The sequence below is a fragment of the Sporosarcina sp. E16_3 genome (genome assembly GCF_017347125.1).
Classification (GTDB): Bacteria; Bacillota; Bacilli; order Bacillales_A; family Planococcaceae; genus Sporosarcina.
On the sequence record NZ_JADPRX010000001.1, the window covers coordinates 440030 to 452498 of the forward strand.

The window sequence follows — 12469 nt, forward strand, 5'->3', positions numbered from 1 at the left end:
TAGTCGTATTTCAAGCTATATAGTTACATCTTTTTTAAAGGCAATATGCAACTGAAAATCGTTCCTTCAGTATCACCTCTTGCTGCAGTGATTTTACCACCGTGTGAATCGATAATACTTTTGGCAATGGCGAGGCCGAGACCTGTTCCGCCCTTTCCTCTAGTTCTCGCTTTATCTGCCTTGTAGAAACGTTCGAAGATATACGGCAAATCCTCTTGTGGAATTCCAACACCTGTATCTGTTACTGTTATTTCAATCATGTCTATCTGTCTTTGTATTCCTAGTTTAACACTTCCCCCATCAGGCGTATGACGGATTGCATTGTCTATTAAATTTGTAAAAACTTGCTCCATACGGTCTTCATCTACATTTGAAATAAGCTCTGTATCTTCCGCGAAGTCAAAAGACAAATCGACATTTGCTTCACGCGCAACTTGCATGAATTTATTAACTATCCGGTCAAGGAAAGGAATCATCGATAGTTCGTCTTTGTAAAGTCGCATATGACCTGATTCCATCCTAGCGAGATTGAGAAGATCCGTTACGAGCCTACCCATTCTTTTCGATTCATCGTGGATGATTTGCACCATTTCATCGCGCTCTTCATCACTTGTTATAACGCCGTCAATAATTGCTTCACTGTAACCCTGAAGCATAGAAATTGGCGTCCGAAGTTCATGGGAAACGTTTGCAATGAAATCGGATCGAAGCTTCTCCAATTTATGCTGATCTGTCATATCACGTAAGACAGCAACCGCCCCGCGAATACTATTTCCGCTATACAACGGGCTGATAGAAATTCCATAAAACTGCCCACCTAACTCCAATTCGTCTTCCACTTCCTCAGCGAACGAAATAACATGTTCCAGCATATGAAAAATCGCAGGAGGGATGTGATGGTTCCCCTTTTGTGACCCAGTTTTTAAATACCAATTCTGCAATAACTGTTCAGCTTGCGGGTTACTAACCAGGATTGTGTAATCTCGATTGAATGTAATGACAGCATCAGTCATCGATGTAAGGATGCTTGAAAGCTGCTCTTTGTCCTGATTAATAAGTTCAACATGGTATTTAAGCTGCCTACCCATCTGATTGAATGCAGTTGCAAGCTGACCAATTTCATCATTTTGCATAACAGGCAATCTTGTATCGAAATTCCCTTTCGATAATTCAAATGCCGCCTGTCTCAATCCACGTAAAGGGGAAGTAATTCTCGTTGACAGGAAAAAGGCGAAAAATGTTGTCAAAATAAAAGCAATAAATGCGGATAAAAATACAATGCGCGTAGTACTTTCTGTCGTTCGATGAACGGCTTCAAGGCTTTGGTAAATGATGACCGAGCTCCCAAGTTGCTGTCCTTTTTCGAGTGGATAGGATAGGACAAGGTATTGTTCCATGACATTCTCTTCATTGATGGAAGGTAAAATCATCTCTTTAACGACTGGAGTATTCTTTTTTTTGTTAGCATAAAACATGGATTCGTAAAGTACTTTACTTTCTATTCTACCCTTGTTCAATCCGTTATTGAATGAATGCGTAACTTCCCCATTGGAATCGACAATCATTGCATTCGTTTCATCGTCAAGAATGTCATCAATAATCAAGTTCATCGAAGATTGACTTTCGTGATCATTAACAATTTTCCCGATTGTCGTTGCTTCCCTACGCAATGAATCCTCAGCCTGTTGCGTATGGAAGTTGTCTAGGAATTCGAGGAGCAAAGCCGTAACAATAAACAAAACAAAAGAAACGAGAAGCAATATGGTTGCCCATAGCTTCCCGACAATTGAATTCCATATTCTATTCATTAGGAATCTCGAACTTGTAACCGACTCCCCAAACAGTAACAATCATTTTTGCTGCTTGTTCAGAAACACGGCTTAGCTTTTCACGTAGTCGTTTGACATGCGTATCTACTGTACGAAGATCGCCGAAAAATTCATAGTGCCACACTTCTTTTAACAGTTGCTCTCTGTCAAATACTTTATCAGGTGATTTCGCAAGGAAATAGAGCAATTCATATTCTTTAGGAGTCAACGCCACTTCTTCTCCTTCAGCTGTGACCCTGTGTGCATCGTGATCTATCGTTAATTGAGGGAAGACGACCAAGTCCTTCGATGTAGATGATGAAGCGGCACCCGGAAACGTCACAGACCTTCTAAGAATTGCTTTAACCCGCAGAACAACTTCACGCGGACTGAAAGGCTTCACTATGTAATCATCAGCACCCGACTCAAAACCAGTTACTCGATCTGACTCCTCGCCTTTTGCCGTCAGCATCATGACAGGCGTCATAATTTTCTTTTCTCTTAGTTCTTCTAATACTTCTAATCCATCTTTTTCAGGCATCATCAAATCGAGTAAAATACAATCATAATGATTCACAAGCGCTTTTTCGAGTGCATCCGCACCATCTACAGCCTCTTCGACTTCATACCCTTCACGAGTAAGATACATATTTAACAGACGACGGATTCTCTCCTCATCGTCTACTACTAACAATGTCACTTTTTCTTCCATAAATGATTACCCCTTTCAACTAGCTACTACCTTCATTGTACAAGTCGTTGTTCAAAAAAGAAACAGAAAAGCCGTAGCGGCGTTCTTAGACGCAACACTCAAATGGCAAACAGGTGTCTAAGCCATAATAAAAGCGGAAACACGACCAATCATGTCTATTATTATTTCCACGTCTTTTGATTAGCCATTTTAGTAAATGAAGTGCATGTTAGAAAGGCCAAAAAATCTCCATTGGTACTTGTACATTTCCGGCTCGCTTTGGACGAAACAATCACGACAACTTTATCAGGGATTAAGCAGCCAAAATTTCATCTCTGGCTGCTTCTTACTAGATAGAAAAGCAGTTATTCACTCGTTCCCAAAAGCTTTAGAACTTAGTGTATCTGTACTTAGGACTGGCGACGGACGATCGGCTACCATACGATTTACAAAAAAACTGCCCAGTAGAAGTTAACTACTAGGCAGTCTTTATGAGTTAAGCGTATGAATGCAAACCAGCGATGATCAAGTTCACAGCAATCAGGTTAAACATGATAATGACGAAACCGATAACCGCAAGCCATGCCGACTTTTCGCCATCCCAACCGCGTGATAAACGCACGTGAAGGAATGCAGCATAGAATAACCATGTGATAAGGGCCCATACTTCTTTTGGATCCCATCCCCAGAACCTTGACCACGCTTCGTGTGCCCAGATCATGGCGAAGATGAGTGCACCCAGTGTGAAGATAGGGAAGCCAATCATAACCGCACGGTATCCAATTTCATCCATCAGTTGCGAATTTGCTTTTTTAGCAAACGGCTGTAATAATGTCGCAACTGGACGACGGAAAATGAGTCTAAGAATCAAGTAGAGAAGAATTCCACTTGCGACTGACCAGACGAATGTCGTCAACGTCTTCGCATTGACGATTGGTGGCATTTCAGCCCACGGCGTCATCGCATCTGGTGTTAGCGATTCGTAGCCAGCCATTCCGAAAAGTGGTGGATAATTGTATTCGATTTTAGCAGGTTGTTCATTTTTATCAATATAAGTGAACTGTGCTTCATAGCCGGATAACTTAAACGCTGATGAAGAAAGTACGAAACCGATAACTAGGATAAGCGTAAAGATAACCGCTTCTAGCCAGAAACGCTGTTTCGTTTTTTTCGTCAAATCAATATTTTTTAATAAATAAATGAGTCCCGCTACAGCACTAATCGCGAGAATTGATTCACCTAGTGCAGCTGTAATTACATGAACTGTCAACCAGTAACTTTTCAGTGCCGGAATTAGTGGTGTAATTTCCCTCGGGAACATACTTGCATAGCCGATAATAATAATCGCGATTGGCAGAGCAAACAAGCCCAGTGATGGTGTTCTATATAAGTAAAACAGAAGAATGAACGCCCCGACAAGCATCATTCCAAATGCTGTCGTAAATTCGAACATATTACTTACTGGAGCATGACCTGATGCCATCCAGCGTGTGATGAAATAGCCGACATGGGTAATGAATCCAATGACCGTAATGGTAATCGCAATTTTTCCCCAACGGTTATTTTTATAAGATGCTTCTGATTTAGCGCCCTTTACCGCACCGCCAAAAAATAGCGTCGCGACGAGGTAAGCGATAAATGAAACAAACAGCAAGTTGGCGCTTAACGATGCAAGTCCCATTATACTTTGTCCACTTCCTTATCCTGCAAGATAGATTCCTTGTCCTGTCTGTCTTCATAAGAAGGTAAATTTGCAACGTCTTTCACTTGATCCAACTCTTTTTTCAAGGAGAACCAGTTTTTATTCGTATGACCAGCAACCAGCAGCTCACCATTAGACCCTTTTTGAATCCAGATCCGTCTATGGTTCCAATAAGCTCCTTGCGAAACACCAATCATAAAGATAATTCCACCTAAAAGTAGAAGATATAATGTTTTATCTTTACGTACCGTAAGCCCGGATATATCGCGGGTTTCAGCACTGACGAATTTCACTTTATAATCATTGACTTCCGTTTCAAGCGTTTGTTTGATGGCGACGAAACTCATCTCGCCCTCCGGTTTGGCCTGCGTCACCATTTTAAAGATGAATGCAGGATTGTTCGGTATTGGAGATTTCGATATCGGCTCTCCATCTTTAACGCCGTCATAATCCGGATAATAATCGCTTAAAATAACGCGTGCGCCACTATCAAGTTCATATTCACGTTCCGGATTAGTAAGATCGACCGTAAACTCTCCAAGTGAGGATTCCGTAGCTTTTTCAGTTAATTGGAATGTCATGGATTTTAATTCATCTAGACGGAAATCCATTTGAAAGACATTATACCCATCAAATTTCAATGGTTTATTGACAATGATAGAGTAATCTTTCACGAAGTCCATTTCATCGGACCCAGGAAGACCGCCTTCAGGTGTCTTGTATAAAGCGACATCCGTCTGATAGTTTTTCGCAATCATGCCAACACGTTCGAGCGCATCACCGAATACTTCATCGGCTTCTTCTTTTGTGTAGTTTTCCATGATGAATTGTTTACTTTCCAAATAATAACCTTCTGCGCCAGGAATAGAGCGCGTTTCCCCTTCGCGGATCCACATCGTTTCATCGACATAAAATCCAGGGATACCGCGCAGTAGTATACCAAATAGAAAAATGATAAGTCCTAAATGATTGACGTACGGGCCCCATCTTGAAAAACGGTTTTTCTCTGCAAGCAATGCTCCGTTTTCAATCTTCACATTGTAACGAAGTTCCTTCAGTTTCTCCTCCGCTTTTACAAGTGCGGCTTCTGGATCTTTTGACGGTCCTTCGCCATAGATTCGTTGTTTTTTCATAAATGAAGGATGGCGTTTCGTACGTTGCTTTTTCAATGATTTATAAAGCGGAATAACTCGGTCAACACTGGCGATGATGATGGACGTTCCAAGCATCCCGACCAAAGTGATGAACCACCAGCTATTATACATGTCATGAAAACCCAGTTTGTAATAAATTGTGCCTGCCAATCCGTAAAGTCGTTCGTAATAAGCTGCAAACTCCGCCTCAGTTGACGCGGCCACATACATTTTTTGCGGAAAAATCGTACCTATCGCGGCCGTCGCGAGAACGGCAACGATAATACTGATTCCGATTTTCACACTCGAAAAGAAATTCCATATTTTATCAATGATTGACCGTTTATACGTCTGCGATCTTCTTGCAGCACCTTCATAGCGCATATCAACAAGTTTACTTTCTTTCGCTTCTTCAGTTTGCGGTCTACCACATCGCTCACAAAGCACTGTGCCAAATGGATTATCATGACCGCACTGGCATTTGATTTTGCTCATTTTGGATTACTCCTTATTAGGGTTGAATGCTTTCCATGAGTGAAATAATCTCTTTTTCAGACATTTCCCTTGTTATAATTTTCTCTATTCTCCCATCCTTATTGATGAGGAAGGTCGTGGGAAGTGGCACTATATTATAGGCTTCCTTAACACTCTTGTCCTTATCAATAACGATAGGAAACGTCAGGCCATACTGTTCTATAAACGTTTCAACCTTCAAATTAGATTCGGCGATATTAACGGCAAGTATATTGACGCCTTTTTCTTCGAATGCTTTATGCTGATTTTCCATATATGGCATTTCTTTTTTACATGGCCCGCACCAGGTTCCCCAGAAGTTCAGGAAAACTCCCTCACCTTTGTAATCAGATAGCCGTTGTTTATTGCCTTCCAAATCGACAAGTTCGAAATCGGGCGCTTTATCTCCTACCGCTAATACCCTTACTTTATCTTTCGATGCAATTGTATAGACAACTGCTGAAACGAGAAGTAACAGGACGATTGTCCTTATAATAAGACGTGTTTTCTTTTGATCCGCCTTAGCCATATGTTTTACCCCCTAACAATAAATAAGTTCTGCCTTTAATTATAACAAATAGCCCTTTGTAAAGACGCACCATAATTGAAGGGATTGTGAACAATCAGCCTATTTTCCCTGTTTCTGCGAGGACACGTAGCTGTTTCACTTCATGTTTCGTTAATTCCCGAGCCTCTCCAGCATTCATTCCGTGAGTCGTTACATTACCAAATGATTCCCTTCGAAGTTTTTGGACTGGACATCCAATTGCATCGAACATGCGGCGTACTTGACGGTTTTTTCCTTCATGTATTGTAATCTCAATAAGTGCAGTTTCACTTTTTTTATCCACTGACTGCATTTTTACATGTGCAGGGGCAGTTTTGCCGTCTTCTAGGTCAATTCCAGTCTCAAGTTTTCGCAGCGCTTCACGACCAGGAATTCCTTTTACTTTCGCAATATACTTTTTCTTAATACCGAATTTCGGATGTGTCATTAAGTAAGAGAAATCGCCATCATTCGTCATGATAATAACGCCGGATGTATCATAGTCAAGACGCCCAACCGGGAAAATCCGTTGTTCGATTTGCGGGAATAAGTCTAATACTGTCTTCCTGCCTTTCTCGTCATCCACTGTCGAAATGATCCCTCTTGGTTTATATAATAAGAAGTAGACGTAAGTCTCTTTAACAAGCTGAACGCCTTCAACTTCTACACGATCTGAACTAGATACTTTTGTTCCAAGCTCTGTTACGACGACACCGTTCACTTTCACTTTTCCTGCAACAATTAGTGTTTCTGATTTTCTGCGTGATGCCACACCTGCTTGTGCCAACACTTTCTGTAATCTTTCCATTAAGTCACCCCATCTTCATTCTGTAAGAAAAGCGAAAGGCGCCCGCTAGACGCGACAGGCATAAGTCAATCCAGCGAAGTGGCGTTTCTTGCCACATAGCTGGATTGCTTATGACCCAAGCGGCTGGCGCCTGAAGTCTAGACACTGTTCTATGTCAAAAAACTTTTACTTTCTTACCTTTGAAAAAATTATGTCACACTTTGTAGCAAATGAAAAGAGGACTGACCTATATAGCGTCAGTCTTCCCCAAACCGTCACAATTGCATTTTCCCAATTAATAAACGCTTGAAGTTTACTGTTTTTTTTGCGATTAACAATGTTTCATTGTTTTATAATGACTTCCGCCGTAATCAGTGGCCTATCGCCAAGTGACACGGTCCAATGCCCCGTACTTGTTTCATGTTTCCCACGGGGGATAATAAGGACATTCGACAATTTCGATTTCTCCCCTTTTTTCAACAACAAGCGGATGGGCCTGACCAGCTCCGCTTCTACACCGGGAAGAATATCATATACCCCTTTTTTAGCGACAGTCACCATTTTGAAAGAGGAAAACACTTTATTCGCCAAGTTTTTATGAGTATTCCAATCGTCACCATCGTTCAAAGTGACAACGATGATGTTTTTGCCGTCTTTCTCGAAATAGGTTGCAAGTGTCCTGCCTGCGGCTTTTGTAAAACCAGTCTTTCCTGCAATCGCAGTCGGTTCGGAATGGAGAAGGCGATGTTTGTTACGCCAGCTATAAGCCTGATCCTTCCCCTGGTAACTAAAATTCTTTGTGGTAGCAATCGTACGAAACTGATCATTCCGCATCGCATAATGTAGCATAAGCGCCGTTTCGTATGCAGTAGACAAATGACGTTCATCATGCAGACCTGACGGATTCGAGAAGACGGTATCATTCAATCCGTACAACAATGCCTTGTCATTCATCAGGTCTACAAAGCCATCCATTGAACCGCCCGCATGTTCTGCTAGCGCACGTGCCGCATCGTTGCCCGACCGTAGCATCAGACCGGTTAAGAGGGCATCTGCCTCAATTTTCATCCCTTGAGGTAAATAAAGAGACGACCCTTCCTCAGATGCAGCTTGTGGCGAAATGATGACATCTTCGGGCGTTGCAACACTTTCAATGAACGTAAACGCCGTCCAAATTTTTGTTAGACTAGCAATCGGTAGTCTAACGTTTTCGTTTTGCCCTTCCAATAATCTGCCCGTGTCAGCGTCAATAACGGCCCATGCTTGACCAGACGCAGCAACTTCTTTCAAACTTCCGCCAACTAGTAACGTGAAAAATAGGACAACGATTATCGCCCGTTTCAAGAAATATTTCCTCCTCCGTCATTTTCCATCGCAAATGCTTCTTGGAACTTTGTCATGAACAAGTCTGTTTCCACCGTTTCGCCTTCTTCTTCCTGCGATAGGGGTGGCAATCCGTTTAGTGATGCTAACCCGAAACGGTCCAGGAACAAGTCTGTTGTGCCAAAGAGAATCGCTCGTCCACTTCCTTCTGATCGGCCTTTTTCCATTATGAGTCCCTTGGCAATCAGCGTGTTAATAGGCCCCTCTGATTTGACGCCTCGAAGATCGTCGATTTCAACACGCGTAACAGGTTGCCTGTATGCGATAATCGCCAATACTTCAAGGGATGCCTGAGTCATCGATTTCGGAGATGGATTTTCCAACAACCGTTTTATATCCTCTGCGAAATCAGCTTTCGTCACTAGGCGATACGCCCCTCCAAACTGCTTCAGCATAATGCCGCTCTCTTTGCGTTCTTCATAACTCATTTGCAGCAAATTAATTGCCTTTCCAACTTCTGATTCTTTGCACTCAGTTAGAGAGGTTAACTGTTTAATCGTTAACCCTTCATCCCCTACTATGAATAAAAAACTTTCAATCATCCCGGGCAAACGGTCTTTAAATTTCATTTCACTCATCCTCCCGTCGGTACGCCACTGTCAAATCGTCGAAATTTCCAGCCTGACTGACAATGATGTCCCGCCGTTTCATCAATTCAAGCAAAGATAGAAAAGTTACGACAAGATCGGTTGTCTCGCCCTTTTCGAATAAGGAATAGAAATCACATTTCCCGCCGCCTTTTTCTAGTATTGCCATAATTTCATCCATCTTTTCACTGATAGAAACTTCTGTCCTAGATATACTTGCTGTCATAGGTGCCTTCAAACGTTTCCTGTTAAGCATCTTTTGAAATGCACCAATTAAGTCGAAGACGTTCAAACTTTCATCCGACTCACTTGCCACAATTTCACCAAACTCCGTAAGATCTTCGGGTGGTTTGGTAAAATGACCGGATCGCTCATCTGCAGATTCTTTCAGACTAATTGCTGCCTCTTTGTATTTTTTGTATTCAATCAAGCGCGCAACTAACTCGTCACGTGGATCATCATCCATGTCAAAATCAAAGTCGTCATCAAAATCTTCACCTTCATGGACTGGCAAAAGCATTTTGCTCTTAATTTCAATCAGCGTCGCAGCGAGGACAAGGTATTCACTTAGCTCATCTAATTGCAATACGCGCATCGCTTGGAGGTGTTCTATGTACTGCGCTGTCAGTTCCGCCATCGGGATATCATATATATCAATTTCAAGTCGGTTGATTAAATGCAATAATAGATCTAGTGGCCCTTCAAAAGCCTCTAATTTTACTTGATATGTCATTCCGTGACACCTACCTATCTTTCAGACTATGGAAAGGGCTGATTACATGCACCCGTATCATCATCCGCTATTCGTAAATTTTATAGTTTATTTCAATAGTAATGAAGATTACTTTGAATGCCACGAAGTACTGGAGGAGTATTGGAAGTCTATTCCCGACAGTAATAAAGATCACCCGCTAACGGCCTATATCCTCCTTGCTACAGGAATGTATCATTGGCGCAGAGGCAATAAGCCAGGAGCATCCCGTACACTCAACAAGGCAATGAAAAAATTCCCGACTTTCATTGCCAATTATCCTGTATACACGGAAGAAATTGATTTTGACAAGTTAGTTTACGATGTTACAAAAGCAGTCAACCGGTTGGAACAAGATCTGCCATTCGAATCGTTCCCACTTACTATCCTATCAGCTAGCATTACTGGCCTGGCTAGTAAGTTAGAACAATCTATGACACTTCTACCATTCGGCAGCGATGCTGTCATTCATAAACATATGCTCAGAGACCGCAGTGATATTCTTCGGGAACGCGAAGAAAAGAAGAAGGGCAGACATTAATTAGTCTGAACCTTCTTCTTTAGGCTTACATTTCTGTATGAATAAATCAGTTTCTTCAGTTCCAATACAGACTTTATCAGGGAAGAGCGCTTGTAGCTTCAACACCATTTCTTGACCAATTCCTTCACCACGGAAAGATGGATTGACAGAAAGGTGCTGTAATGTATAGTCCTCTTCCCTCAATTCGATGCCAATTAAACCGATGAAGTCCTCATCTTTTTTCAAAAGATATAACTGCCAACTATCATCTGTTTCATATCGGTGAATCCATTCCTGCAATTTCTTGACGGTTTTATCGCCAGGCATATAAGAGAGTAGCCCCATCGCGATTTTTTCATATATTTTCTTATAACGCAAAAGCATCAATTGAATCCCTTCTTTTCTGAAAATACTTTGGTCATCGGAAAAAACTAACTACGTTCCCCAATGATAAGCAGTTTCCTTTATCGCGCAGTAACGGGCAGTAAAAGCCCGACCAATCGGAACATAATTCCTGTGGCCGCAACTAACAATCAGTGATATTTAAACTACCCACTGATTGAAATTTTACTTTATCGCGGATCAATGATTGGCATGACGAACTTCCAGTATACCGCTCCCCACATAATTGCTGCAACTACAATAAAGATGAAAAGGAGGATGTTGCGTTTTCTCAAATCCTCTCCCCCCGTCTAACTAGTTGCAACGGAATGTCTAATCTGACAATGTCTTCATAGGTTTCCCTGCGTACAACAAGCTGATGTTCTCCATTTTCACAGAACACGACGGCCGGTTTTGGAAGACGGTTATAATTACTTGCCATTGAATAGCCATAAGCACCAGTACAGAAAACAGCGATGATGTCCCCTTCGGTCGGGTCAGCAAGCTGAGCCTCTTCAATAAGCTTATCCCCGGACTCACAACATTTCCCGGCTATCGTCACTTTATCGACGTGAGGCTCGTCCATCCGGTTTGCCGAAACGGCAGTATATTTTGCACCGTACAACGCCGGCCGAATATTATCAGACATTCCGCCGTCAACTGCGACATATTTCCGAATACCAGGCACTTCTTTTGAGCTACCAACAGTATACAGTGTTGTCCCTGCATCTCCAACAAGCGATCTGCCGGGCTCAATCCAAATTTCGGGCAAAGGGTAGTTCAAACTGCGTGTCATTGAAAGAACAACAGTCGCCATTTCTTCAACGTATACAGACGGTTCAAGGGGTTTGTCTTCTTCGGTATAACGAATACCGAATCCGCCACCCAAGTTTAGGACAGTGCAGATGAATTGGTGATTATCGCGCCAAGCAACCATCTTATTCATTAGTGCCTCCGCTGCTAAACGAAATGCATCTGTTTCGAATATTTGAGAGCCGATATGGCAATGCATGCCCAACAAATTTATGTAGGGATGATTATACAACTGAAGAAAAGCTTCATCCGTTTGACCATTTTTTAAATCGAATCCAAACTTGGAGTCTTCCTGACCTGTCGTAATATAATCATGTGTAGAGGCTTCCACTCCTGGTGTTACTCGGATAAGCACGTTCATAGATTCTTTACGAGTTTCAGCAATTTCCTTAACCAGTTCGATTTCAGAAAAATTGTCAATAACGATACATCCTATTTTTTCATCGAATGCAAATTGTAACTCAGTGTAGCTTTTATTGTTGCCGTGAAAATGAATTCGATCGCGCGGAAAATCCGCAGAAACTGCAGTAAACAATTCCCCCCCAGAAACGACATCCAGAGAAAGTCCTTGCTGTTCAGCAATTTCGTAGATAGCAATGGACGAAAATGCCTTACTCGCATAAGCGACCTGCGCATGGATACCCATCGTTTCAAAAGTTTTCTTAAAGGCGCTTGCCCGTTCACGGAACAAGGCAACATCATAGACGTTAAGTGGTGTTCCATAAGTATGTGCAAGATCAACCGTATCCGTACCGCCAATTGTCAGATGGCCACGTTCGTTGACTGATTGTGTTCCGTAAAAATGCATGTTGCCTTCCCCTCTCGAATTAGATAACTAAAATTTTATCATATA

The 12469-nt window shown here is 42.0% G+C and carries 12 protein-coding genes; 1 reads left to right on the top strand and 11 read right to left on the bottom strand.

Annotated elements, in window-relative coordinates:
• Positions 1-23: 23 nt before the first annotated feature.
• The 9 genes from I2483_RS02195 to I2483_RS02235 all read right to left on the bottom strand — a co-directional run bounded on the left by I2483_RS02195 (position 24) and on the right by I2483_RS02235 (position 9884).
• On the bottom strand, positions 24-1808 hold the full coding sequence (locus I2483_RS02195) for an ATP-binding protein (protein WP_207173545.1): 1785 nt from the start codon (positions 1806-1808) through the stop codon (positions 24-26).
• Positions 1801-2520 (bottom strand): response regulator transcription factor, encoded by a 720-nt coding sequence (locus tag I2483_RS02200; protein WP_207173547.1) that lies wholly within the window; start codon positions 2518-2520, stop codon positions 1801-1803. Before I2483_RS02200 ends, I2483_RS02195 begins: the two co-directional genes overlap by 8 nt.
• Positions 2521-2995: 475 nt before the next feature.
• Entirely contained in the window at positions 2996-4180 is a 1185-nt protein-coding gene (gene ccsB, locus I2483_RS02205; protein ID WP_207173549.1) for a c-type cytochrome biogenesis protein CcsB, read from the bottom strand.
• A complete protein-coding gene (gene resB, locus I2483_RS02210) occupies positions 4180-5829 on the bottom strand; it encodes a cytochrome c biogenesis protein ResB (protein WP_207173551.1) in 1650 nt (549 codons plus the stop codon). The genes ccsB and resB overlap by 1 nt, the downstream gene beginning before the upstream one ends.
• Before the next feature lie 16 nt (positions 5830-5845).
• Positions 5846-6376, bottom strand: a complete 531-nt coding sequence (resA, locus tag I2483_RS02215) for a thiol-disulfide oxidoreductase ResA (RefSeq protein WP_207173553.1) — start codon at positions 6374-6376, stop codon at positions 5846-5848.
• A 94-nt stretch (positions 6377-6470) separates the two neighbouring features.
• Complete coding sequence (locus I2483_RS02220) at positions 6471-7202, bottom strand: pseudouridine synthase (RefSeq protein WP_207173555.1); 732 nt, start codon at positions 7200-7202, stop codon at positions 6471-6473.
• A 321-nt stretch (positions 7203-7523) separates the two neighbouring features.
• On the bottom strand, positions 7524-8525 hold the full coding sequence (locus I2483_RS02225; RefSeq protein ID WP_207173557.1) for a D-alanyl-D-alanine carboxypeptidase family protein: 1002 nt from the start codon (positions 8523-8525) through the stop codon (positions 7524-7526).
• Positions 8522-9133 (bottom strand): SMC-Scp complex subunit ScpB, encoded by a 612-nt coding sequence (gene scpB / locus I2483_RS02230; RefSeq protein ID WP_255550178.1) that lies wholly within the window; start codon positions 9131-9133, stop codon positions 8522-8524. Before scpB ends, I2483_RS02225 begins: the two co-directional genes overlap by 4 nt.
• A 1-nt stretch (position 9134) precedes the next feature.
• Positions 9135-9884 (bottom strand): segregation/condensation protein A, encoded by a 750-nt coding sequence (locus I2483_RS02235; protein ID WP_186671048.1) that lies wholly within the window; start codon positions 9882-9884, stop codon positions 9135-9137.
• Between the two features lie 46 nt (positions 9885-9930).
• Here I2483_RS02235 and I2483_RS02240 point away from each other — a divergent pair, with 46 nt between their 5' ends.
• The gene (locus I2483_RS02240) at positions 9931-10443 is read left to right on the top strand and encodes a DUF309 domain-containing protein (protein WP_207173561.1); all 513 of its coding nucleotides are present in this window, start codon (positions 9931-9933) and stop codon (positions 10441-10443) included.
• Here the strand turns inward: I2483_RS02240 and I2483_RS02245 are convergent, their stop codons facing one another.
• Both I2483_RS02245 and lysA read right to left on the bottom strand, forming a co-directional pair.
• Positions 10444-10806 carry a GNAT family N-acetyltransferase gene (locus I2483_RS02245; protein WP_186671046.1) on the bottom strand — a complete coding sequence of 121 codons (363 nt, stop codon included), beginning with the start codon at positions 10804-10806 and terminating at the stop codon, positions 10444-10446.
• Positions 10807-11095: 289 nt separating this feature from the next.
• On the bottom strand, positions 11096-12424 hold the full coding sequence (lysA, locus tag I2483_RS02250; RefSeq protein ID WP_207173563.1) for a diaminopimelate decarboxylase: 1329 nt from the start codon (positions 12422-12424) through the stop codon (positions 11096-11098).
• Between the last annotated feature and the right edge of the window lie 45 nt (positions 12425-12469).

Excerpts from the sequence above, each read along its gene's own strand:
- I2483_RS02195 (WP_207173545.1), bottom strand. The coding sequence starts at position 1,808 with ATGAATAGAATATGGAATTCAATTGTCGGGAAGCTATGGGCAACCATA.
- I2483_RS02200 (WP_207173547.1), bottom strand. The coding sequence starts at position 2,520 with ATGGAAGAAAAAGTGACATTGTTAGTAGTAGACGATGAGGAGAGAATC.
- ccsB (WP_207173549.1), bottom strand. The coding sequence starts at position 4,180 with ATGGGACTTGCATCGTTAAGCGCCAACTTGCTGTTTGTTTCATTTATC.
- resB (WP_207173551.1), bottom strand. The coding sequence starts at position 5,829 with ATGAGCAAAATCAAATGCCAGTGCGGTCATGATAATCCATTTGGCACA.
- resA (WP_207173553.1), bottom strand. The coding sequence starts at position 6,376 with ATGGCTAAGGCGGATCAAAAGAAAACACGTCTTATTATAAGGACAATC.
- I2483_RS02220 (WP_207173555.1), bottom strand. The coding sequence starts at position 7,202 with ATGGAAAGATTACAGAAAGTGTTGGCACAAGCAGGTGTGGCATCACGC.
- scpB (WP_255550178.1), bottom strand. The coding sequence starts at position 9,133 with ATGAAATTTAAAGACCGTTTGCCCGGGATGATTGAAAGTTTTTTATTC.
- I2483_RS02235 (WP_186671048.1), bottom strand. The coding sequence starts at position 9,884 with ATGACATATCAAGTAAAATTAGAGGCTTTTGAAGGGCCACTAGATCTA.
- I2483_RS02240 (WP_207173561.1), top strand. The coding sequence starts at position 9,931 with ATGCACCCGTATCATCATCCGCTATTCGTAAATTTTATAGTTTATTTC.
- I2483_RS02245 (WP_186671046.1), bottom strand. The coding sequence starts at position 10,806 with ATGCTTTTGCGTTATAAGAAAATATATGAAAAAATCGCGATGGGGCTA.
- lysA (WP_207173563.1), bottom strand. The coding sequence starts at position 12,424 with ATGCATTTTTACGGAACACAATCAGTCAACGAACGTGGCCATCTGACA.